This window comes from Dorea longicatena (genome assembly GCF_025150085.1).
Lineage (GTDB): Bacteria > Bacillota > Clostridia > Lachnospirales > Lachnospiraceae > Dorea_A > Dorea_A longicatena.
The window spans coordinates 554978-578719 of record NZ_CP102280.1 but is presented as its reverse complement, the minus strand read 5'-3'; the positions used below and the strand labels follow the sequence as shown (position 1 = coordinate 578719).

Below are 23742 nucleotides of genomic sequence, written 5' to 3'. Positions count from 1 at the left end.
TTTTCTATGGAACAGAACATATATTTTGACAACGGCAGCACATCCTGGCCGAAAGCACCGGGAGTCGCTGCTTCCATGACGAAACTTTTAGAATCCGGTGCCTTCAATATTAACCGGGGAAATTACGAAGGTGCCTACGAACTTGAAAATCAGGTACTTAAGACCCGCATGCAGCTCGCCAGATTTTTTCATGCACCGGATTCCAGATGTGTCGTATTTACACCGGGGATCACCTATTCTCTGAATTGTCTGCTCAAAGGATTTTTAAAGCCCGGCGACCACGTGCTGGTCAGCAGTCTGGAACACAATGCCGTGATGCGTCCGCTCTGTCAGCTTGCTTCACAGGATATCCATTATACGATGATTCCTGCAGAGACAGACGGCACAACGCATCCGGAATCGCTCGAAGCTCTGATCCGTCCGGAGACAAAAGCAGTCATCATGCTCCACGCTTCCAATGTATGCGGAACCATTCTGCCAATCCGTGAGATTGGTGAGATATGCAGGCGCCGTCATCTGTTCTTTGCCGTGGACACTGCACAGAGTGCCGGTTCTGTCGATATCGATATGCAGAAATATAACATCGACTTTCTTGCATTTACCGGACATAAGGGACTGCTTGGCCCGCAGGGTATCGGCGGCTTTCTGATCTCAGAAGCTCTGGATCAGGAACTGACACCTCTGATTGCAGGCGGGACCGGAAGCCAGTCGGATTCGCTTCTTATGCCGGACTATCTCCCGGACAAGTATGAAAGCGGCACATTAAATCTCCCTGGCATCATCGGACTTCACGCTGCCCTCACTTATCTGGACGAAACCGGGATTTCCGCAATCCATCAGAAGAAAATGGCACTGACCGGACATTTTCTTGAAAAAATACGTGAAATTCCACAGGCACATATTGTGGGAAGGCAGACCCTTCAGGACCGGCTTGCTGTCGTCTCTCTTGATTTCCCGGACTATGACAATGCAGAGATTGCATTTGCTCTGGAACAGGATTATGGAATTATGACAAGGGTCGGACTCCACTGTGCCCCGATGGCGCATCAGACCCTGCATACAATGCCTCAGGGAACGATACGTTTTGCTTTCAGCCACTTTAATACCATCGAAGAAATCGACCAGTGCATCGCTGGATTTCGAGAACTGTTCTCAGTATAGAATCTATAGATATATTCTATTGAACTTGTAAATTATCTATAGCCAATTCTTCCGGTATGCATTGCCTGGGCCCCCTAAAAGTGTTACGTTTAACTTATCGATACAATTGGATCAATTACACTATAAGGAGGTATTTTAAAATGGCTGATTATCGTAAAATGTGGGAAGAACTCGGAATGGATGTAGAACTGCATGACCAGCTCTGTGCAGTACTTCCACAGGCATTTGGAGATGTATTTTTATCGCAGGAAAACCGTCCGGATTCTATGGACTATTATAATATGGTAGTTGCAGATATTCACGGTATCCGCCCTGCAGAACTGATCGAGCATCAGAAAAAAGGCGGCAAAGTCTTCGGCACATTCTGTGTATATGTACCGGACGAGATCGTATTTGCGGCAGATGCGATTGCAACCGGATTATGCGGCGGTTCCCAGTTCTGGGTTCCTGGCGGAGAGAAAGTCCTTCCTGCCAATACCTGTCCACTGATCAAGGCATCTGTTGGTGCACGTCTTGACCGCACCTGTCCATTCTTCCGTATCGCAGATATGTTCATCGGGGAGACCACCTGCGACGGCAAGAAGAAAGCATGGGAGATTCTTGCCAAAGACGTACCGTTACATGTGATGGACCTTCCTCAAATGAAACGTGCCAAAGACATCAAGGCATGGGCAGAAGAAATTGAGACATTTAAAAATGTCGTAGAAGAATTTACAGGAAATGTAGTCACTGCCGAAAAACTGGCCGAAAGTATTAAATTAATTAACAATAAACGAAAAGCTCTGGAGCGTCTTTACAATCTTCGTAAGAATGAGAATCTTCCAATCAGCGGATGTGATGTACTTCTGATCTCTCAGATTGCATTCTATGATGATCCTGCAAGATTTACACAGATGACGAATAAGTTATGTGACGAACTGGATCAGAGAGTAAAAGACGGTGTAAGCGTTGTTCCTGCCGGAACCAAACGTATCATGCTGACCGGAACTCCTCTTGCAATTCCGAACTGGAAGCTTCATAATATTGTAGAGACCAGTGGTGCTGCAATCGTCTGTGAAGAGATGTGTACCGGAACCAGATATTTTGAAAATCTTGTCGATGAAAGCAAGACAACACTGGAAGACCAGTATATGGCTCTGGCTGAAAGATACATGAAGATCAACTGCGCATGCTTTACACCAAATGAAGGCCGTATTGATGACATCTTACGTCTTGCTAAGGAATACAAAGTTGACGGTATCATCGATGTGAACCTCAAGTTCTGTAACCTTTATGATACCGAAGGCTATTTCGTAGAGAAAGCACTGAAAGAATCCGGAATCCCTGTCCTTGGAATCGAGACCGATTACACCGACAGCGATGCAGGACAACTTCGTACCAGAATCAGTGCATTTATCGAAATGTTAGATAACAAATAATATCAGACAATTCATGTCCGATACATAACCGAGGTAACAGATCATGCAAAAGATACAGCATTATGTATTATTTCCCAACCATGACAACGGAATGCGTCTGTATGGGATATTAAAAGAAGCCGGAATCAAGACCACTATCGCTCCTACACCGCGCGTGGCCAGTAAATGCTGCGGCATCTCACTGCTCGTTAGAGAAGAAGACCTGGATACGATCCAGAAATGCATCGACGAGAATCAGATCGAAATATTAAAAATTGCCGCCATTGAACGGGATATCAACCCGAAGCGGGATAAATATTGTTAAAAAATATATGTGAAACGAGGAAATTTTATTATGGATTATATTGGAATTGATATCGGATCTACGGCATCCAAAGTCGTTGTAAAAGGAGATCATGATATACATTTTGTACTGCCAACCGGATGGAGCAGCAAGGAAACCTGCCAGACGATCAAGGATCGTCTACTGGAAGACAGTGTAGATGTACTGTCGGACGATTCAAAAGTGGTCGCAACCGGATATGGCCGTGTTGCTGTAGATTTTGCAGATCATGTTATCACGGAGATTACCTGCCATGCAAGAGGCGGCCGGGAGATGGCCGGAGATGAATGTGCCATTATCGATGTCGGCGGACAGGATACCAAGATCATCCTGGTGTCCGGCGGCATGGTACAGGACTTCCAGATGAATGATAAGTGTTCTGCCGGAACCGGAAAATTTCTGGAGATTATGGCAAACCGCTTAGGCGTTACCCTGCAGGAACTGTTTGATATGGCAGATAAAGGAACTGTTCTTCCGATCAGTTCCCTGTGTACGGTATTTGCCGAATCTGAGGTCATCAACTATATCGGTGAGGGACAGAAACGGGAAGATATTGCCGCCGGTGTTGTCGATTCTGTTGCCAACAAGGTAGCACAACTTGCCATGAAGAAAAACCTGCCGGATAAAGTAATCCTGACTGGCGGACTCAGTAACAGCACCTACTTCACGAAGATTCTCTCACAGAAACTCGGACAGACCGTATCTCCTACCGAACATGGAAGATATGCAGGTGCACTTGGTGCCGCACTCCTTGCAAAGGAAAAGAAAAAAAGATAATAAGAAATAATACAGAACCGGATTTATAATTTCAGAAATCCGGTTCTGTTTTTTTTTCGTATACATAGATTGACATACCTTTTCTGCCTTTTTATAATGAACAGCGGAGACGGTATCTGTCCCTGACAGAACCATACTCAGAACTGAAGCACTGGAATCTCATAATTTTCAACAAAAATGAGCTTATATTTTCAGGAAATAAGACTCAGGACCAGATGTATTCTGGCTGAATTTTTTTCCTTAAAAGGAAAGGATATATGAGATGACACTTGAATTATTAAAAGGAAAGATCCACCGCGCTACTGTCGTTCAGGCAGAACTTGATTATGTAGGAAGCATTACGGTGGATGAAGCATTACTGGAGGCTGCTGGAATTCTCGAATATGAGAAAGTCCAGATCGTTGATGTAAACAACGGAAGCCGTTTCGAAACGTACACCATCAGCGGACAGCGTGGCAGTGGAATGATCTGCTTAAACGGAGCTGCTGCAAGATGTGTCAGTACCGGAGATAAGATCATCATCATGGCTTACGGACAGTATACGCCGGATGAAGCAAAAGAACACAAACCTGCGGTTGTATTCGTAGATGAGGAGAACAAGGTAAACCGCGTGACCAATTATGAACGTCACGGACTGTTAAAAGACATGGAATAAAAAGATACTCAATTATCACAACATATTTTATTACATGCAATCACCAGAGATCACAGTGTATTCAGAAGAGAACTCTCCGAATTATAACGAATAAAGGAGAATACCAATGCAGGTAACTAACACAATTGAAAAAACAAGAGAACTCGTAAATAACTGGAAGAAAGAAGGTAAGACCATCGGTCTTGTCCCTACTATGGGATATCTCCATGAGGGACATGCCAGTCTGATCCGTCGCTGCCGCGAGGAAAATGATATCGTTGTTGTATCTGATTTCGTCAATCCGACACAGTTTGGACCGAATGAAGATCTGGAAGCTTATCCAAGAGACTTTGACCGCGACAGTGCACTTTGTGAAAGCATCGGAGCAGATCTGATCTTCTGTCCGTCACCGGCGGAAATGTATCATGATCCACACGCATTTGTCAGTATCGATACTTTATCTGATACGCTGTGCGGTAAGACGCGTCCGATCCATTTCAAAGGGGTGTGTACCGTTGTATCAAAGTTATTTAACATCGTAAAACCAAACCGTGCTTACTTTGGACAGAAAGATGCACAGCAGCTTGCTATCATCCGCAAAATGGTTCTGGATCTGAACTTTGATATCCAGATTGTCGGATGCCCGATCGTACGTGAAGAAGACGGACTTGCCAAATCTTCCCGTAATACATACTTAAGCTGCGAAGAACGCAAAGCTGCCCTCTGCCTTTCAAAAGCTGTAAAGAAAGGTCAGGAACTGATCCGAAATGGTATTGCCGCATCTGAAGTATTAGAACCGATGTGTGAGATCATAAACGGTGAACCGCTGGCACATATCGATTACGTATCCATGGTCGATGCACTCAGCATGCAGCCTGTTGACTCTGTAAATGCTGACGTCCTGGTTGCTATGGCAGTTTATATCGGAAAGACCCGACTCATCGACAATTTCAGTTACGAGGTATAATATATGGAGCAGATAACAAAGGTATTATCACGGATCAGCTCTGTTCTTACCAAATATATTGGAATGATCATTATCTGCTTTTCTGTCATTGCCTTCTTCTGGCGTGATGGATTTGCATGGACTACAAACTATACTTCGATCTTTCTCGGCGTTGCCATGTTCGGCATGGGACTGACGATTCATATCGGAGATTTTAAAGTGGTATTTACCAGACCCAAAGAGATCATTATCGGATTTGCCGCACAATATACGATTATGCCGCTGATCGCATGGGGACTCTCGGTCCTCCTTCATCTGCCAACGGATATCGCACTTGGTGTCATCCTGGTCGGATGCTGCCCTGGTGGAACTGCCAGCAATGTGATCACTTATATCGCAGGTGGTGATGTTGCACTTTCTGTCGGTATGACGATCACTTCAACTCTGGCAGCACCGGTTATGACACCTCTTCTGGTATATTTACTTGCCGGTGCATGGGTTCAGGTATCTTTCCCGGGGATGGTAATCTCGGTTGTAAAGGTCGTACTGATCCCGGTTCTTCTGGGTATCCTTCTCCGCAAACTGATCGGCAGACATATTGAGAAATTATCCAGCATCCTTCCACTGATCTCCGTTGTATCCATCGTCATGATCATCAGCGGAATCGTCGCAGTAAATGCGGAAAAGATCATGACATCCGGATTCCTCGTACTCTGTATCGTTATCTTACATAATCTTGCAGGTATGGGACTTGGATTACTTGCCGGACGCATCTTCCATGTGGAATATGACAAAGCAACCGCCCTTGCGATCGAAGTCGGTATGCAGAACAGCGGTCTTGCTATCACACTTGCCACCGCAAACTTTGCCGCAAACCCATTTGCCACACTGCCTGGGGCGATCTTCAGTATATGGCACAATATTTCGGGCTCTTTATTCGCAAGTCTCCGGCGCAGCGGAAGATATAAGATAAAAGAACAAATAGCAAAAGCAGAGCATGTAATTTAATATATGCAGCAAAAAACTCCTGTGAATGGAACATATCTAATTCCATCCACAGGAGTTTTTTATGACTCTTTACATCACCAACGTACCAATCAGATGCACGATAAATGCTGCGATCCACGCAACCACACACTGTCCCAGCACCACATATGCCGCCCATTTTGCGCCAAGTTCTCTCTTGATCGATGCAATTGCCGCAACACATGGTGTATACAACAGGCAGAAGACCAAAAGGCTTGCGGCTGCCACCGGTGTAATTGCTCCCGTCAGTTCTGCCGTACTTCCAAAGAGTACCGAAAGCGTAGATACCACACTTTCCTTTGCCATAAATCCTGTGATCAGTGCAGTAGAAATCTTCCAGTTTCCGAAACCAAGCGGAAGGAATACCGGTGCAATGATTCCTGCCACAACTGCCAGGATACTGTCCTTGGAATCTGCTACCACATTCATGTGTAAGTTAAATGTCTGCAGGAACCAGATGATAATTGTTGCAAAGAAGATTACGGTAAATGCTCTCTGCAAAAAGTCCTTTGCTTTTTCCCACAGAAGCTGCCCTACATTCTTTGCTCCCGGCATACGGTAATTCGGAAGTTCCATGACAAACGGTACGGCCTCACCTTTGAACATCGTTCCTCTTAAAAGCAGCGCCATCAGAATTCCCATCAGTATTCCACCAAAATATAACGCTACCATCACTACTGCTCCTTGTTTTGGGAAAAATGCTGCCGTAAAAAATGCATAAATCGGGAGTTTCGCCGAGCAGCTCATAAATGGTGTCAGAAGGATCGTCATCTTACGGTCTCTCTCCGAAGGCAGTGTCCTGCTCGCCATAACACCGGGAACCGTACATCCGAATCCTACCAGCATCGGTACGATACTCCGTCCGGAAAGTCCGATCTTACGGAGTAATTTATCCATCACAAATGCAACTCTTGCCATATATCCGCTGTCTTCCAGAATGGACAGGAAAAAGAATAAGGTAACGATAACCGGAAGGAAACTTAACACACTTCCCACACCATTAAAGATTCCATCGATTACCAGCGAATGAATAACGGAATTGACATTCCAGGATGTCAACGCACCATCTACCAGATTCGTAAGTGCAGAGATTCCCATATCCAGCAGATTCGACAACGCAGCTCCGATCACATTAAATGTCAGCCAGAATACAGCCGCCATAATTGCAACAAAGCATGGAATAGCTGTATATTTTCCCGTCAGGATCTTATCCATCTTCGCACTTCGCAGATGTTCCTTGCTTTCTTTCGGCTTCACAACCGTAGCATCACAGATCTTCTCAATAAATGTAAAACGCATATCTGCAATTGCTGCGGACCGATCAAGTCCACGTTCCTGTTCCATCTGCTTTACAATATGCTCCAGGAGCTGTTTTTCATTCTCATCCAGCTTGAGCTGTTCCAGGATCAGTTCATCCCCTTCTGCCAGTTTGCATGCCGCAAATCTTACCGGAATGTCTGCCTTCTTCGCATGATCCTCGATCAGATGCATGATCCCGTGCAGGCATCTGTGTACTGCCCCGCCATGGTCATCTGCATCACAGAAATCCTGTCTCCCCGGACTTTCCTGATATTTTGCCACATGCACGGCATGCTCAATCAGTTCGCCAATTCCTTCATTCTTCGCAGCCGAGATTGGAATAACCGGTATTCCAAGTTCCTGCTCCATCTCATTTACCAGGATCGAACCGCCGTTGTCCCGCACCTCATCCATCATATTCAGTGCCAGAACCATAGGAATATCCAGCTCCATCAGCTGCATGGTCAGATACAGGTTCCGCTCAATATTGGTTGCATCCACGATATTGATGATTCCCTTTGGATGCTCATTTAACACAAAGTTCCTGGTCACGATCTCTTCACTGGAATACGGCGACATAGAGTAGATTCCCGGCAGATCTGTCACCAGGGTATCACTGTGTTCCTTGATCACTCCATCTTTACGGTCAACTGTCACTCCCGGGAAATTTCCCACATGCTGATTAGAGCCGGTCAGCTGGTTGAACAGTGTCGTCTTTCCGCAATTCTGATTTCCTGCCAGTGCAAATGTCAGTGTTGTTCCATCCGGCAGTGGATTTTCATCTGCTTTTTCATGATATTTTCCACCTTCTCCAAGTCCCGGATGATCAATCTTCTCTTTCGGAATCTGATTCTTAATCTTAATCTCATCACGGACATCTGTAATCTCTATCTTTTCCGCATCTGCAAGCCTGAGTGTCAGTTCATAACTATGGATACGAAGTTCCACCGGATCACCCATTGGTGCGTATTTTACCATGGTAACGTCTGCCCCCGGAATAAGTCCCATATCCAGAAAATGCTGTCTCAATGCACCTTCTCCACCTACAACTGTCAAGGTTGCACTTTTGCCGATCGGTAATTCTTTTAATGTCATCGTCTGTACTTCCTTCCAAATTTATCTACAGGCAGTGGTATTATTTCCACTGTTACTGATAATATTTCTCAACTCGTAAGGTTAGTATAGGCTTATCGATAATTTTTGTCAACAGCTAACCACGGGGACGGGGAATTTTGGCTCTTTATCTGTCCCTTATGGCTCTTTCTGATGTTAGACACCTCGTTTTTCTAACATTGACAGATATGAATCCCTTACTGTCTCTGTCTTTTCGCATCCCAACATTCTCATTAGTTCATATATCATATCCAATCCACCTGCTCGTTCTTCTTCTTTTGCAACAATTATCTCCAATTCCAGAAAGTTGCCCAGATTCTCTACCTTATCTGCAGCCGCTGTCATATGATCTTTTATATAATAACATCTTGTCTTCTTCACTCTGCAAGACGCTGGATAAAATTCAAGTTCTTTAAGAATGTCTTCCATCTTTTCCGGCTCATAGATATCAATCTCTGTTTCTTTCCTGGTCATGGATACCTGGTCTAATTTCGGTCCTTTGCAGTTAAGCTGTGCTTTTACTTCTCCCGTATCCAGATTCTCCGTCTTACGGATGCGCAGTGCCTTGTCCTTCTTCCGCATATCATAGTGATCACTGGTAAAATAAGTATCCGTCTCCACAACGGTTTTCTGATATATGAACCCTGTTTCAAGCAATTTTTGCTTTATCTTTTCTATATTTTCAATGGGTATTTTAACCTCTACTTCTATCATCTTTTTAATGCCTCCGATGATTCTGTTTTCCGCGCTTAGACGATTTCCAGAAATACATCCACTTCCCCGCCACAGACCATACCTTCTTCTTCGGCTTCATTTCCGGTCATGTCTACATGGCAGATCCTTGCCTGTTCTCCCTCTCCTGCTGCCATAAGTCTGGCAATCTGGATGACTCTTGCTTCCATACATCCACCGCCGATCGTCCCAACGCAGCGGCCATCTCTGTATATCAGCATTTTGGTTCCCAGCCCCTGTGGTGCGGAACCATGTCTGGTAATGATCGTTGCCATTATCTTCTTTTCCGGATACGGTTCCTGAGCAGTCAGCGCACGCATAATTTCTTTGGAATATCCATAAGTCCGTTTCTTCCTGTTCTTTACTTCAATAATCTCTGCAATAATTGCCACTCCGATCTCTGCCGGTGTCTGCGCTCCGATATCCAGACCGATCGGTGTATACACTGCATCCAGCACCTCCTGATCCACGCCTTTTTCCGCCAGACTTTGTTTTACCAGTGCTGTTCTTCTGCGGCTTCCGATCATACCGATATAGGCATGCTCTTTTGCAGCTATTTTCTCCAGACAGATCTGGTCATACCGGTGTCCTCTCGTCAGGATCACAAAATACGTATCCGCACTTCCCTGTATCTTGTCCAGTGCTTCTTCGAATGGTTCACAGATAACCTGTGACGCCCCGGCCATTCTTGCATGATCCGCATACATCGGACGATCTTCCAGTACAATTACCTCACAGTCCATCATCACTGCCATTTTAATCACCGGAATCGACACATGACCGGCACCACAGATCACAATCTGTTTTTCCTGTCCCAATGTATCGCAGAATACTTTCTCATTTCCAATATAGGTGATTCCACTTTCTGTAATATTCTTTATCTCATCTGTATATCCATGAAAATAACCATTTTTCCTGCTTTCCCAGACAATTTTTCCATCTATGACCAGTGCCTTTTCAGAAATGTATCTGCCGCCCAGCAAAGTAAGCACCCTGCGTTCTGCCTGTCCTTCACTTTCCTGAATCGCTTCCATTAATTCCATCATTCTACTTTCCATAATAGTTTCCCTTCCCACTATCTTTCTTCTGCATTCTATTGTAAAATTGAATGTACAATAAGTCAATGAACGGAAATGTTCTGAAAGGAGGGATTTTTATGAATCCCACAAAAGAATTCAGAGATTATATGATCTCACAGGGTGCTGCTTTGGTCGGAATTGGGGATCTGACCGCAGTTCCATCTTCTGACTATCCGGTTGGAATTGCAGTCGCAATTCCCTTGCCGAAACATGTCATCAAAGATCTTCAACTTGCTCCAACCAGAGAATACTACAAACTGTATACTACTTTGAACGACAAACTGAATGCCATTGTAACTGCCGGTGAAAAATATCTGACAGGCAGAGGATACCAGGCTTATGCCCAGACAACAGACCGGATAACAGTAGACTCGGACAACCGCAGTCCTTTACCTCACAAAACTGTTGCCACCAGAGCCGGCCTCGGCTGGATCGGCAAAAACTGTCTGCTTGTAACACCACAATATGGCTCTGCTGTAAGGATTTCTTCTCTTCTGACCGATGCCCCGCTGACCTGCGATGCTCCGGTTACACGCTCTCAGTGCGGTGCCTGTCATGCCTGCGTCCGGTATTGCCCGGCACATGCACTGAAAAATACATTGTGGCGTTCGGGTATGCCACGCGAAGATATCGTATCTGTTTCTGCATGTTATAAGAAGCAGCGGGAAATTATGCGAAAGAGTACTGGGATTGATACGGATCTGTGCGGGAAGTGCTTTGCGGTCTGTACTTATACGAAGCAATATTTGAAGCAGAAACAGTAATATACATAATAAAATTGGTATTTAATGCATCAGACTGGCTACCTGGACCTACATAAAAGTTAGGAATCCTAACTTTTATTCCGTGGGTATCGAATGTCTGAAGAATTTAAACATAATTAAAAAAATGACCGATACCCTGCGTATCAGTCATTTTTTAACTTTTCTATTTCCATTCCCATCAGAATTCTTTCACATTCCATTCCGTCTTTTTCATCCAGATCTAAAAGCTCATTGATCCGTGCAATTCTTGGCAGTAATGTATTTCTGTGGATCCTAAGTCTTGCGGCCGTCTGTGCAACGTTCCGTTTCATCCGAAGGTACCAGTACAAAGTCTTATAAAGTTCTTTTCCCGTTTTCCTATCCTCCTCTTTCAAAATCTCTAATTCTTCCAGATATATGTTTTCCTGTCCCAGATTCTCACTGATACAACTAATTGCAAGTTCATGGTAATAATTTTCCACAAGCAGTACCTGTTCTTTCTGTTTCTGTCTTACAGCCATATTCAATACTTGCCACTGCAACTGTCTGTTCTCTTCTTTTTTCCCCCAGTCCGAAAATCCATTTCCGATCATTATTTTTCCATCTTCATCTTCCATAGATTTGCGACACACATCAATTATACCGTTTCTGGCTTCTTTGCCATCCATTCCCGATATAAATAATTCATTATCCTGTATCTGCCTTAGCTTCAATCCGGTGAGCATTTTGTTCACTCTGGCCTGTTTTGTCAGATCCCGTCCGATATGTATAAGATTTTTTGGTTCTTCCGTTATAATCCACATATAATCCGGAATTTCTCTTTCTTCTGTCTCACGGGTATGCGTTCTCATGTGATAGCTTTTTGCCAACAATTCTAAGAGTTCTTCCACACTTTCCTTATTGACGCCCTCTGGAACAACTGCCATCACAACTCCATTCTTTTCTGACAGTTTATATTCCATTCTCTTTCCACATTCCTGTTCTGCTTCTTCCCTGCTGATTCCAACCCATTCTTCTGTTTCTTGTTCCCCGCTCTTTATACATACCGGAATATGCGTATATTTCCATATTTCTTCCAAAATTTCTGCTCTTGACCTTTGTTCCGTCATCCCTGCCAGCACAATCTTATAGCAATAATTGATATCCAGATCTTCATCTGTCCCTGGCTGGATCATTTCCAGAAACGCTGTCAGTCTGGTGGCGATCTGTCCCTGATCTGCAGTAGAATAATCCGTATCGACCGCAATATACGGTAAGTGTTTCTCTTCTGTCACAAATTTTCTTATATAGACAGACTCTGCCCCTGTCGCATGACATCCGGTCAATATCATCTCGACAACTCCATCTACATGATATTCATCAATGATCTCACCAATCAGATCGATCCGGTTATCGTTCGGTGTCATGATCGAACATCCCGTTGACAGATATTTTCTTGCAATGGCTTCGTAGATGTCTTCGCAGTCTTCCTCCACCGGATTTCCCAGTGTCCGCACACCGCTGCAGTTTTCAATCGCCACAACAACTCCGCCATTATCTTCTATCGCACGGATCACTTTCAGGCTGTCGCCGCCAATCGGGCATCCTGTCACCAGTATTCTCGGGCGTTTTTCCAGATGCTTTCCCTGTCTGTATTCTGTCATGATCTTATCGATCACTTCTTTCACCACTCCCGGAGTTGTTGCAAAATCGAATCGATATTTACTCCCCTGCACCATCTTCTGGATATCTTCCCCCTTTACAGGAGCCGGATCCAGTTTCATCAATTCGCAAAGGTTCTTCAACGACATACGGATCTCATTATTTAAATGTACTGCATCACGGATCATCTCTTCCGTAATCACTATATGAAAGAATTCTTCCAGATATTCTTTTGTACGAATAATCTCACTTTTCCAGAAAGCAAGTCCTCTTTCGGATTGACTGTTCGGAAGTTCCATTACATGAACTGGCTTGAATTCCGACATCAGCTCGTACATCTTCTTTTTTCCGTCACAGGTCGTCTCTCCGATCACAAGATCAGCAAAATGAAAAAACGGACATCTGTCACTGATCGCAAATCCATAACTGGATTTTACCAGCGGACACATACTTTTCGGCAGATCGCGTTCCGCAGCCGTGATCGTCTCATTTGAAAAAGAGCAAAGGCCTACCGGGATTGCTCCCGCTGCCATTGCAAGTTCTGTCGGGAAATAGGCACAATACATCCCTATAACCGGAATTCCCTTATCCTTATATTCTTTTATTTCCAGAAATGCTTCTCTCTTTTTTTCTCCAAACTCTTCAAATATCTCTGGTAAATTCTGCACCAGTTTCATATATGCTCTCCTTACTTTTGCCTTTTCTGATCTTGTCTCGACACGTCATACATCATCATAAATGCCAGCAGTTCCCTTGCTGTTTCGTTATCATTGATATCAGCTTCTATACATTCCCTGATCTGCTTTAACCGGTAGACCAGTGTATTTCTGTGAATATGAAGGCTGTCTGCCGCCATTGTTACATTATTTTCATTCAGCAGATATACCTTTAATGTATAGTAGAGATCCGTATTATTCTCTCTGTCTTCCTGAAGCAGCCGTAACAACCGGTAATCACTTAATCCCGCTTCTTTAAAGAGCGGTGTTGTATATGTATAAAGTCCCTGTACCGACCATTCCTTTTCCCGTTTCATAACCGGATCATTTTCCAGTCCGCTCACCATCGCCATACGATTTAACAACTTATACTTTGCCTCGCATCTGTCTAATTTTCCATATGGTTCACTGATGCTGCATCTTATCCCTTTTTCCGTGATCTTCCGGTAAACTTCTTCCGTATTTCTTGTTCTTAATCCATAAAATAATATTAGGATCCTGTCCGTTTCTTCGCAGATACAATAACTGTCCCATATTCCTTTTACCCACAAAACCTGTTTTCCCTTAAGATCTTTTTTTAATACCATCACTTCTATATACTGTCCGGCCCATATCTCTTCTATCTGCCGTATTCCTTCTGTCTTTCCATGGAACAGACTCCAAGCAAGCAGCGCTTCACGCATCGGCTGTAAAACCACCAGCTCTTTCTCTGCTTCCGCGAAATAATGCTTTACTGCCTGTCCGAGCACACCTGCCAGCTCTTCAAAAAACTGCCGGAACTCTTCTTCCGAATACAAAATGACTACATATCCGTCTGGCCTTCCCGGTATTTCAACCGGTTTCAAAGCAATCTGATACGCTCCTGCAGCCTCTCCCCGACGGAACTTCTCATATTCAGAAAATGTTACATGGTTCCATTTGACAGATTCGCTGTTATCCTGCTCGCATGCATACGAATATGCCAGGATCTTTCCAGACCCTGACACAAATATTATCTTCGCACCCGTATATTTATTTATCTTTTCAGCAATACTCTTCAATTCCGGCTTTTCCAGCATTGCTTCAAAAATTATTTTATAACAGACATCAATCTCATACATATCTTTTTCACTCCATATACAGATATTTTCTCGTAGAAAATTCTATCTGTCAAATAGAAAATCATATGCCAGTGATTCGATCTTATTGATAATTTCTATAGCTATTTTCTCATTAAGTTCATGATCAACGCATTGACACCAATCTCTACATTCTCTTTTGATGTCGCAAGATTCATTCTTATAAACGTACCAAAGCGTTCTCCGCCGAACCAGTCACCGAAATCAACGGCCAGACGGCACTTCTTCTGGATCACTTCTTTCATCTCATCTGCACTTACATATGCTTCCAGATTGATCCAGCAAAGATACGTTCCTTCCAGCGGAGTCACAACCGCCTCCGGAAGTTTTTCCGCAAGTTCTGCTTTCAGATATTGATAATTCTCTTCAATCTGATCCAGTACCAGTGTCAGCCATTCATTACCTCCTGTATATGCAGCCTGCGCTGCAACATAACCAAAAGCATTTCCTCCCAGTACTCTGTTGCCTTTTACATAAGCATCCCACTTTTCCTGAAGTTTTTCATCCGGAATGATCACCATAGAATTCTGTGCACCCGCAATATTGAATGTCTTCGATGCAGCCACGATCGATACCATAATATCATCATACTCTCCGGTTGACAAAGATGGGATATGCTTATTCTCTCCAAATACCAGATCCTGATGGATCTCATCTGATATAATATACACCTGATGCGCTCTGCAGATTTCAAAAAGCCGCTTTAACTCTTCTTTTTTCCATACTCTTCCCGCCGGATTATGTGGTGAACACAAAATAAATAATTTCACCTGATGATCTGTGATCTTTTTCTCAAAATCATCGAAATCAATCGAGTATTCTCCATTCTCGTTCTTAAGATCGGAACAGATTAAATTTCTGTGATTGTTCTTTACTGCGTCTAAAAACGGATAGTATACCGGTGTATTTACAATTACCGCATCATTTTCTTCTGTCAGAATCTGCAACAGCCAGTGGAATCCTGCTACAACTCCCGGTGAAAACCGGATCCATTCTTTTTTCACTTCATATCCGTGATGTTCTCTCTCCCAGTCAATGAATGCCTGATAATAAGCATCCGGAATCTTATAATACCCATACACTCCGGATTCCACATATTCCCTCAGTGCACTGACTACACACTCCGGTACACGGAAGTCCATATCTGCCACCCACATTGCATGAAGTCCTTCTTCTCCGAACATTTTCTGCTGTCCGTCCCATTTATTACAGTTTGTATTTCTTCGGTCTACATAAACCAGCTTTTCCATTCTGATACCTCTCCTGTTCTTTTTAATTTTCTTTCAGTTCTCCCATACAGCCGTGAATCGCAATATTGGCAAATGCAGCGGCTGCTCCTGCCAGTACCGTATCATCAAACTGATATTCCGGACTGTGCAGACCCGGAATCGCTTCTTTCTCTTCCGGTTTTATTCCAATAAACATATAGACCGCTGGAACACGGCTGCTATATTCCGCAAAATTTTCTCCGCCCAGATTGTCCTCTTCTATGATGTAAACATTTTTCTTTCCAAGTACATCTGCCGCTGACTTTTTCACTCCATTTAATAATTCCGGAGCATTCTTTACACTTCCACCATGAATCCTGATATCTGCCTCATAAGAAGTTCCGTATACCTGGCAGATTCCTTTGATCTCTTTTTCCAGTTCTGCTTTCATTTTTTCCAGAACTTCTCGTTTTACGGCCCTCATCGTTCCGCCAAATACGCAGTCCTGTGGAATGATATTTCTGACATTCACATCCCCTGCCTGCATATAAGTAACTGACATGATCTTAGGCTCTGTTCCGCTGACTGTACGTGTCAGTATTGCCGGGATATGCTGGTAGATCTCATTTGCCGCCGCAATCGGATCAACCGTCTGCTCCGGCCATGATGCATGCCCCTTCTTTCCGATAATTCTGACTTTAAAATCTCCCACACAGCCAAATGCATAGCGTCTCACGATTCCGATCTTTCCACTCTCCACAGATGGCCAGCCATGTGCAGCAAATGCCATATCCATCTTCGGATCTTCCAGTACTTTATCTTCTTCTATCATTGTATCCGCACCAAGTCCGACTTCTTCCCCCGGCTGAAATGCAAATCTTATACATCCGCCGAATTCATCTGTCAACTGCGCCAGAATCTTTGCCGCACCGATCAGCCATGTCGCATGTCCGTCGTGTCCGCATGCATGCATACATCCATCATATCTGGATTTATAATCACTTTCCACTTTTTCTTCCAGTGGAAGTGCATCTATATCTGCCCGCAGCAGAACATTTTTCCCTTGCTCTTTCTTCCCCTTAAGTTCTGCGATCAGACCATACCCACCGGCAGCATGTTCTCTTATCTTAAGGCCTGGAATTTTATGTAACTCACGGCTGATGATCTCGTGTGTCTTTGGAAGATCGATTCCAAGCTCCGGATACTGATGCAGTTCTCTTCTGATATGGATCAGTTCCGGTTCTGTCTCTTTTGCAATTTGTCTTATCTTATCATTTATATTGCTCATTGTACCAACTCCTCAAAAAAGGCCTGCACAAATCCTGTGCAGACCTTTCAGTCATTCTATTTCCGATTAACAAAATTCAGGAACTGCTGAAGTCTTTGATTCTCTGGATGATCGATGATTTCTTCCGGTCTTCCATCGGCTGCAATTCTTCCTCCGTCCATGAACAGGATTCTGCTTGCTACTTCTCTTGCAAATCCAATCTCATGCGTAACCAGAATCATTGTCGTTCCTTCTTCGGCAAGAGATTTGATCGTATTCAGTACTTCTCCTACCAGTTCCGGATCCAATGCCGATGTCGGCTCATCAAATAATACCACATTCGGATTTACTGCAAGTGCTCTTGCAATTCCAACTCTCTGCTGTTGTCCTCCGGACAGTTTCGATGGGTAAAAGTCCTTTCTTTCACTCATTCCTACCTTATCCAGCAGTTCTAACGCAATTTTTTCCGCCTCTGCCTTTGACTTTTTTTGTACAACGGTCAGCGCTTCCATTACATTTTCTAATGCAGTCTTATTCTTGAAAAGATTATATCCCTGAAATACCATGGAAGAATGTTTTCTCAATTCTATTACATCCTTCTTTGTATGGTTCTGTGCATCTACCGTTACATCACCAATTGTTATTTTTCCCTTTGTCGGTACTGTCAGGTAATTCAGACATCTGAGTAATGTAGATTTACCAGTTCCCGAAGGTCCTAAAATTGCAATCACTTCATTCTTATTGATCGTCAGATTGATATCTTCTAATACTTTTGTATTTTCATCAAATTCTTTATATAAATGTTCAACCTTAACCAACTGTGTTTCTGTTCCCATACGTTTTAATCTTCCTGACTTTTCTTATTTCTGGATTAATTTTGTCATATCAGCATACATCCATTTTTCAGTAATCTTTGCTACTGTTCCGTCATCTAACATATCCTGGATTACATCATCTAATTCTTTTGTCAGTTTATCTCCGTCATCTGTTTTTTGGAGGAAATAAGCTACATTATTTGCCAGAAGCTGTTCATCAAAGAAACGGAATTTTGCATCTGTATTGTTATGTGTAAATGCATTTACATTTGTTGTTGTATTCGCATATGCATCAATTCTTCCAAGTTTCAGATCGTTCATACCTACAGCACTGTCTTCATAAAGTTTTACTGTAAATCCTTTTTCTTTCGCCATGTCTTCGATGATTGTCTGTGCAGCCTGTCCGTTTGTACATCCTACAGTCTTTCCCTTTAAATCATCAGATGTCTTGTAATCAGAATCATCATTTACGATAATGCACTGTGAATCTCCGTAGTATGGGATTGTTGCATTATATTTGTCTGTTCTTTCTTCTTTTACTGCAAGGCAGTTTGCAACTACATCAGCACGTCCTGTATCCAGTTCTCCCCACATAGCATCGAAAGAAGCCTGTTTTACTTCTACTTCCCATCCGGTACGTTTTTCAATTTCATCCCACATCTCTGCGTCGATACCTGTCCATTTTCCATCATCAGAAATAAGGCTGTATGGTTCTCCTGTTCCAGATGTAACAACTGTTACTTTCTTTCCGGAATCTTTTTTGTCATCACTCTTAGACTCTGAACTTGCTTTTTTATCTGAATCATCAGATTTGGCATTGCTTCCGCATCCTGCAACAGTTCCTACTGTCATCATAGTTACTAATAAAGCAGCTAATACACGTTTTTTCATAATACTTAATCTCCTCTTTGTCATATAAATGATAATGCATCTATCTTAATGGGGTTGTTCCATTTAAGATCTTGTCTTAATACATATTTGCACATTTCTTTTCTAATAATTTGTGTAAGATTCCAAGCACAAATATGATCAGCCAGTACACCAGCATAACGGCCGCATAAATTTCAAAATATCTGAACGTTCTGGCTCCCTCAATCTTGGCGGCTCCCATGATATCCGGTACCCCAAGCATAAATGCAAGTGAAGTCATCTTGATCAAATTAATGATGTCGTTAAAAAGCGGCGGCAATGCCACACGTACAGCCTGTGGAATTACGATTCTCGTAACCAGCTGAAAATTCGTCATTCCCAGTGAATATGCAGCTTCTTTCTGTCCTTCATCAACGGATAATAATGCTCCTCTGATACTTTCTGACATAAAAGCTCCCATATTAAAACTCATAACTACCGCTACTGCGATAAGAGGTGTCATATTTCTTACAAATGCACTGTATAATGCAATTCCATAATAGAAGAAATATAACTGTGCTACGACCGGTGTACCTCGCATAATAGAGACATACACTCTGGTCAGCTGATACAACACCGGAATTTTGTAATAACCGATGATTGCAATAATGACTCCCACAATCAGTGCGAATATTGTCGCAGCTACCGTTAATTCAAATGTAATATTAACTTTACTCGCAATAATCGGCAGGACTTCCAAAAAATAACTTACTTTAAACATTTCACCTACTCCAGACCTGTTATTTCTATTCCTAACAAGTTAACATTTTAACATTTTCAAATTATTTTTCATCGTCATAGACCTACAAAGCATTTGTTTATTTTTGTATCTTTCGCACATATTCTATAAGCATTATGATTTATAGAAGTTTTCTATATATTTTTCTTTAAGTAAATGTTTTCTTATGATTGTTGTGTATTCCTTCTTATTCTATATGATACTCCCTTAGTTTTTTCCTGCGTTCCTTATAATCCGGCATATACTTCTCTACCACATTCCAAAATGCATTCGAATGATTCATCTCTTTTCTGTGTGCCAGTTCATGCACCACTACATAATCAACCAGTTCTTCCGGCACAAATAACAACCGATTATTAAAATTCAAATTTCCCTGACTGCTACAGCTTCCCCATCGTGTTTTTTGATTACGCATAGATATCCTTCCATATGTAACACCCATTATTTTTGCGTAATATTCAACTTGCCTTTCTATATATTGTCTGATCTTCGCTTTTCCTTCTTTCGTTTCGACCGGTGGAAGAATCTTCGACGGATCTACCGCATTCGCCCCACGTCTCTTTCTTTCTCCAAACTCTCCTGCCACATCATCCTGATTGTTTCCAGCCAGGCTCCATTCCTGCCGCTTTCTGATAATCCACGCTTCATGTTCCCGGATAAATCTTTCTATAATCTCTCTTGGTGCCCGCATTGGAACTCTTGCATTTACTGTACCATCATATTTCACTTCTAACCCTAGTGTTTTCCTTTTTGATCGTATAATCGGAATCTCTATTGTTTCATTATCCGTTTGTAAAATATATTTCATCTTTTTATCCCTTTTTGCATCTTATTATCAAACTATTTTTAATACTTTTTTAATCCGCATTAAGCATTATATAATACTCTTTTATAATATAAAAAGACAGAAATCAAATCGATTTCTGTCTTTAACTCCCCGAGTTGGGTTCGAACCAACGACCCTTCGGTTAACAGCCGAATGCTCTACCACTGAGCTATCGAGGAATACTTATATAGTATAAACCCTTTTGTCTCTTTTGACAAGGGCTTTTACTTACTTTTTTATTTTATGTACCTTCAAAACTGCATACAAGAAATATTTTCTTTCATCCTACCTATCACCTTGCTTGGTCATGCCCTCGACCGATTAGTATCAGTCAGCTCCATACATTACTGTACTTCCACCTCTGACCTATCTACCTCGTCGTCTTCAAGGGGTCTTACTACTTACGTAGGGATATCTCATCTTGAGGGGGGCTTCACGCTTAGATGCCTTCAGCGTTTATCCCGTCCCGGCTTGGCTACTCTGCCATGCATTTGGTATGCAACAGATACACCAGCGGCCAGTCCATCCCGGTCCTCTCGTACTAAGGACAGCTCCTCTCAAATATCCTACGCCCACGCCGGATAGGGACCGAACTGTCTCACGACGTTCTGAACCCAGCTCGCGTACCGCTTTAATGGGCGAACAGCCCAACCCTTGGGACCTACTTCAGCCCCAGGATGCGATGAGCCGACATCGAGGTGCCAAACCACTCCGTCGATGTGAACTCTTGGGAGTGATAAGCCTGTTATCCCCAGGGTAGCTTTTATCCGTTGAGCGATGGCAATCCCACTTTATACCACCGGATCACTAAGTCCTACTTTCGTACCTGCTCCACCCGTCGGTGTCGCAGTCAAGCTCCCTTCTGCCTTTGCACTCTTCGAATGGTTTCCGTCCATTCTGAGGGAACCTTTGAGCGCCTCCGATACCCTTTCGGAGGCGACCGCCCCAGTCAAACTCCCCACCTGACATTGTCCCCCGACCAGTTCATGGTCGCTGGTTAGAAATCCAATACTGCAAGGGTGGTATCCCAACAGCGGCTCCGTGACAACTGGCGTTATCACTTCCTAGCCTCCCACCTATCCTGTACATGCAATACCGAATCCCAGTATCAAGCTGGAGTAAAGCTCCATGGGGTCTTTCCGTCCTGGCGCAGGTAACCAGCATCTTCACTGGTATTTCAATTTCACCGGGTGCATTGTTGAGACAGTGCCCAAATCATTACGCCTTTCGTGCGGGTCGGAACTTACCCGACAAGGAATTTCGCTACCTTAGGACCGTTATAGTTACGGCCGCCGTTTACTGGGGCTTAAATTCAAAGCTTCGCGTTACCGCTAACCTCTCCTCTTAACCTTCCAGCACCGGGCAGGCGTCAGCCCATATACTTCACCTTACGGTTTTGCATAGACCTGTGTTTTTGCTAAACAGTTGCTTGGGCCAATTCTCTGCGGCCAGCTCTCGCTGGCACTCCTTCTCCCGAAGTTACGGAGTCATTTTGCCGAGTTCCTTAACAATGCTTCTCCCGTCGGCCTTAGGATTCTCTCCTCATCCACCTGTGTCGGTTTACGGTACGGGCTTAAGTAAAACAATAGCGGCTTTTCTTGACGCATGGCTCACACACTTCCCTACTCTTAATTCGGTCCGCATCACGTCTTCGGATTGTACAGCGGATTTGCCTACTGTACTCCTACCCCGCTTGCACCGGCTTTTCCATTTCCGGCTTGTGCTCTCCACACGTGTCCCCACAGTTCTGTTTACTTAAGGTACAGGAATTTCAACCTGTTGTCCATCGGTTACGTCTTTCGACCTGGCCTTAGGCCCCGACTTACCCAGAGCAGATCAGCTTTACTCTGGAAACCTTAGATATTCGGCCGGAAGGATTCTCACCTTCCTCTCGCTACTCATTCCGGCATTCTCTCTTCTATACAGTCCACAGCTCCTTATCGGTACTGCTTCGTCCCGTATACAATGCTCCTCTACCAATGTACTAGGTACATTCCTGAGCTTCGGCAGTGTGTTTCAGCCCCGGACATTTTCGGCGCAGGACCTCTCGACTAGTGAGCTATTACGCACTCTTTGAATGTATGGCTGCTTCTAAGCCAACATCCTAGTTGTCTTTGAAATCCCACATCCTTTTCCACTTAACACACATTTTGGGGCCTTAGCTGCAGGTCTGGGCTCTTTCCCTTTTGACTGTCCAACTTATCTCGTACAGTCTGACTCCCATACAACATCTACACGGCATTCGGAGTTTGATATTCTTCGGTAAGCTTTGACGCCCCCTAGGAAATTCAGTGCTCTACCTCCGCAAGACTTATATGAGGCTAGCCCTAAAGCTATTTCGAGGAGAACCAGCTATCTCCGGGTTCGATTGGAATTTCTCCCCTATCCACACCTCATCCCCACCCTTTTCAACGGATGTGGGTTCGGTCCTCCATTGCCTTTTACGGCAACTTCAACCTGGACATGGATAGATCACCCGGTTTCGGGTCTGCTCCGACTGACTCATTCGCCCTATTAAGACTTGGTTTCCCTTCGGCTCCACACCTTTGGTGCTTAACCTCGCCAGCCAGCGCAACTCGCCGGACCGTTCTACAAAAAGTACGCGGTTCCACATATAAAGTGGTTCCACAGCTTGTAAACATATGGTTTCAGGTTCTGTTTCACTCCCCTCCCGGGGTCCTTTTCACCGTTCCTTCACAGTACTATGCGCTATCGGTCACTAAGGAGTATTTAGCCTTACGGGGTGGTCCCCGCATGTTCAGTCAAGGTTCCACGTGTCTCGACCTACTCTGGATACCGCCATGTCAACTCATCTTTCGCTTACGGGGCTTTCACCCTCTCTGGCCGGCTTTCCCAAAACCGTTCTGCTAAATTTGTTGAATCAATTATGCGGTCCGAACCCCGGGATGCACGCACCCCGGTTTGGGCTCTTCCGTTTTCGCTCGCCGCTACTCACAGAATCACATGTTGTTTTCTCTTCCTCCGGCTACTTAGATGTTTCAGTTCACCGGGTTCCCCTCCTAACGTTATGTATTGGCGTTAGGATACTTGAGGTTTGCTCAAGTGGGTTTCCCCATTCAGAGATCTCCGGATCAAAGGATATTTGCTCCTCCCCGAAGCTTTTCGCAGCTTATCACGTCTTTCATCGGCTCTTAGTGCCAAGGCATCCACCATACGCTCTTTCTAGCATGACCAACTTGCTTTCATTCACGGGAATGAATGATCGCTACACCGATATAGCGTTATCGGCGTT

19 protein-coding genes, 1 tRNA gene and 1 rRNA gene are annotated in these 23742 nt (G+C 43.8%); 8 read left to right on the top strand and 13 right to left on the bottom strand.

The window, feature by feature from the left end:
• Positions 1-6 precede the first annotated feature (6 nt).
• The 7 genes from NQ508_RS02835 to NQ508_RS02805 all read left to right on the top strand — a co-directional run bounded on the left by NQ508_RS02835 (position 7) and on the right by NQ508_RS02805 (position 6266).
• A complete protein-coding gene (locus tag NQ508_RS02835; protein ID WP_006428652.1) occupies positions 7-1161 on the top strand; it encodes an aminotransferase class V-fold PLP-dependent enzyme in 1155 nt (384 codons plus the stop codon).
• Between the two features lie 140 nt (positions 1162-1301).
• Positions 1302-2579 carry a double-cubane-cluster-containing anaerobic reductase gene (locus NQ508_RS02830; protein ID WP_006428653.1) on the top strand — a complete coding sequence of 426 codons (1278 nt, stop codon included), beginning with the start codon at positions 1302-1304 and terminating at the stop codon, positions 2577-2579.
• Between the two features lie 43 nt (positions 2580-2622).
• A complete protein-coding gene (locus NQ508_RS02825) occupies positions 2623-2883 on the top strand; it encodes a putative Se/S carrier protein (RefSeq protein WP_006428654.1) in 261 nt (86 codons plus the stop codon).
• Between the two features lie 30 nt (positions 2884-2913).
• Positions 2914-3678, top strand: a complete 765-nt coding sequence (locus NQ508_RS02820) for an acyl-CoA dehydratase activase (protein ID WP_006428655.1) — start codon at positions 2914-2916, stop codon at positions 3676-3678.
• Positions 3679-3940: 262 nt separating this feature from the next.
• Positions 3941-4333, top strand: coding sequence for an aspartate 1-decarboxylase (gene panD, locus NQ508_RS02815; RefSeq protein WP_006428656.1), 393 nt, complete (start codon positions 3941-3943; stop codon positions 4331-4333).
• Positions 4334-4439: 106 nt separating this feature from the next.
• Positions 4440-5279, top strand: a complete 840-nt coding sequence (gene panC, locus NQ508_RS02810; protein ID WP_006428657.1) for a pantoate--beta-alanine ligase — start codon at positions 4440-4442, stop codon at positions 5277-5279.
• A gap of 3 nt (positions 5280-5282) precedes the next feature.
• The gene (locus NQ508_RS02805; protein WP_006428658.1) at positions 5283-6266 is read left to right on the top strand and encodes a bile acid:sodium symporter family protein; all 984 of its coding nucleotides are present in this window, start codon (positions 5283-5285) and stop codon (positions 6264-6266) included.
• A 69-nt stretch (positions 6267-6335) separates the two neighbouring features.
• Here NQ508_RS02805 and feoB read toward each other — a convergent pair whose 3' ends face one another.
• From feoB to NQ508_RS02790, 3 genes are all read right to left on the bottom strand, one after another.
• Positions 6336-8678 (bottom strand): ferrous iron transport protein B, encoded by a 2343-nt coding sequence (feoB, locus tag NQ508_RS02800; RefSeq protein WP_006428659.1) that lies wholly within the window; start codon positions 8676-8678, stop codon positions 6336-6338.
• Positions 8679-8852: 174 nt separating this feature from the next.
• Positions 8853-9410 (bottom strand): class IV adenylate cyclase, encoded by a 558-nt coding sequence (gene cyaB / locus NQ508_RS02795; RefSeq protein WP_006428660.1) that lies wholly within the window; start codon positions 9408-9410, stop codon positions 8853-8855.
• 35 nt (positions 9411-9445) lie between these two features.
• On the bottom strand, positions 9446-10486 hold the full coding sequence (locus NQ508_RS02790; protein WP_006428661.1) for an XdhC family protein: 1041 nt from the start codon (positions 10484-10486) through the stop codon (positions 9446-9448).
• A gap of 98 nt (positions 10487-10584) precedes the next feature.
• Between NQ508_RS02790 and NQ508_RS02785 the strand changes: the two genes are divergently transcribed.
• A complete protein-coding gene (locus NQ508_RS02785) occupies positions 10585-11271 on the top strand; it encodes a 4Fe-4S double cluster binding domain-containing protein (RefSeq protein ID WP_022415070.1) in 687 nt (228 codons plus the stop codon).
• 143 nt (positions 11272-11414) lie between these two features.
• On the opposite strand, the gene NQ508_RS14095 is transcribed toward NQ508_RS02785, so the two are convergent.
• From NQ508_RS14095 to NQ508_RS02730, 10 genes are all read right to left on the bottom strand, one after another.
• Positions 11415-13568 carry a double-cubane-cluster-containing anaerobic reductase gene (locus tag NQ508_RS14095; protein WP_006428663.1) on the bottom strand — a complete coding sequence of 718 codons (2154 nt, stop codon included), beginning with the start codon at positions 13566-13568 and terminating at the stop codon, positions 11415-11417.
• A gap of 11 nt (positions 13569-13579) precedes the next feature.
• The gene (locus NQ508_RS02770) at positions 13580-14707 is read right to left on the bottom strand and encodes a helix-turn-helix domain-containing protein (RefSeq protein WP_006428664.1); all 1128 of its coding nucleotides are present in this window, start codon (positions 14705-14707) and stop codon (positions 13580-13582) included.
• A 101-nt stretch (positions 14708-14808) separates the two neighbouring features.
• Positions 14809-15975: a MalY/PatB family protein gene (locus NQ508_RS02765; RefSeq protein WP_006428665.1), complete on the bottom strand. Its 1167-nt coding sequence runs from the start codon at positions 15973-15975 to the stop codon at positions 14809-14811.
• Between the two features lie 22 nt (positions 15976-15997).
• Entirely contained in the window at positions 15998-17221 is a 1224-nt protein-coding gene (locus tag NQ508_RS02760) for a M20 metallopeptidase family protein (protein WP_006428666.1), read from the bottom strand.
• 56 nt (positions 17222-17277) lie between these two features.
• Complete coding sequence (locus NQ508_RS02755) at positions 17278-18018, bottom strand: amino acid ABC transporter ATP-binding protein (RefSeq protein WP_044920574.1); 741 nt, start codon at positions 18016-18018, stop codon at positions 17278-17280.
• 42 nt (positions 18019-18060) lie between these two features.
• Positions 18061-18906, bottom strand: a complete 846-nt coding sequence (locus NQ508_RS02750) for a transporter substrate-binding domain-containing protein (protein WP_044920568.1) — start codon at positions 18904-18906, stop codon at positions 18061-18063.
• A gap of 76 nt (positions 18907-18982) precedes the next feature.
• Positions 18983-19645: an amino acid ABC transporter permease gene (locus tag NQ508_RS02745; protein WP_006428669.1), complete on the bottom strand. Its 663-nt coding sequence runs from the start codon at positions 19643-19645 to the stop codon at positions 18983-18985.
• A 205-nt stretch (positions 19646-19850) separates the two neighbouring features.
• Positions 19851-20471, bottom strand: coding sequence for a M48 family metallopeptidase (locus tag NQ508_RS02740; protein ID WP_006428670.1), 621 nt, complete (start codon positions 20469-20471; stop codon positions 19851-19853).
• 125 nt (positions 20472-20596) lie between these two features.
• Positions 20597-20668, bottom strand: a tRNA-Asn gene (locus NQ508_RS02735).
• 122 nt (positions 20669-20790) lie between these two features.
• A 23S ribosomal RNA gene (locus tag NQ508_RS02730) occupies positions 20791-23683 on the bottom strand.
• Positions 23684-23742 lie beyond the last annotated feature (59 nt).

Coding starts and splice junctions, on each gene's coding strand:
- NQ508_RS02805 (WP_006428658.1), top strand. CDS start 5,283: ATGGAGCAGATAACAAAGGTATTATCACGGATCAGCTCTGTTCTTACC.
- NQ508_RS02830 (WP_006428653.1), top strand. CDS start 1,302: ATGGCTGATTATCGTAAAATGTGGGAAGAACTCGGAATGGATGTAGAA.
- NQ508_RS02820 (WP_006428655.1), top strand. CDS start 2,914: ATGGATTATATTGGAATTGATATCGGATCTACGGCATCCAAAGTCGTT.
- NQ508_RS02740 (WP_006428670.1), bottom strand. CDS start 20,471: ATGAAATATATTTTACAAACGGATAATGAAACAATAGAGATTCCGATT.
- NQ508_RS02765 (WP_006428665.1), bottom strand. CDS start 15,975: ATGGAAAAGCTGGTTTATGTAGACCGAAGAAATACAAACTGTAATAAA.
- NQ508_RS14095 (WP_006428663.1), bottom strand. CDS start 13,568: ATGAAACTGGTGCAGAATTTACCAGAGATATTTGAAGAGTTTGGAGAA.
- NQ508_RS02835 (WP_006428652.1), top strand. CDS start 7: ATGGAACAGAACATATATTTTGACAACGGCAGCACATCCTGGCCGAAA.
- NQ508_RS02750 (WP_044920568.1), bottom strand. CDS start 18,906: ATGAAAAAACGTGTATTAGCTGCTTTATTAGTAACTATGATGACAGTA.
- NQ508_RS02790 (WP_006428661.1), bottom strand. CDS start 10,486: ATGGAAAGTAGAATGATGGAATTAATGGAAGCGATTCAGGAAAGTGAA.
- cyaB (WP_006428660.1), bottom strand. CDS start 9,410: ATGATAGAAGTAGAGGTTAAAATACCCATTGAAAATATAGAAAAGATA.
- NQ508_RS02785 (WP_022415070.1), top strand. CDS start 10,585: ATGAATCCCACAAAAGAATTCAGAGATTATATGATCTCACAGGGTGCT.
- panC (WP_006428657.1), top strand. CDS start 4,440: ATGCAGGTAACTAACACAATTGAAAAAACAAGAGAACTCGTAAATAAC.
- feoB (WP_006428659.1), bottom strand. CDS start 8,678: ATGACATTAAAAGAATTACCGATCGGCAAAAGTGCAACCTTGACAGTT.
- NQ508_RS02825 (WP_006428654.1), top strand. CDS start 2,623: ATGCAAAAGATACAGCATTATGTATTATTTCCCAACCATGACAACGGA.
- NQ508_RS02770 (WP_006428664.1), bottom strand. CDS start 14,707: ATGTATGAGATTGATGTCTGTTATAAAATAATTTTTGAAGCAATGCTG.
- NQ508_RS02760 (WP_006428666.1), bottom strand. CDS start 17,221: ATGAGCAATATAAATGATAAGATAAGACAAATTGCAAAAGAGACAGAA.
- NQ508_RS02745 (WP_006428669.1), bottom strand. CDS start 19,645: ATGTTTAAAGTAAGTTATTTTTTGGAAGTCCTGCCGATTATTGCGAGT.
- panD (WP_006428656.1), top strand. CDS start 3,941: ATGACACTTGAATTATTAAAAGGAAAGATCCACCGCGCTACTGTCGTT.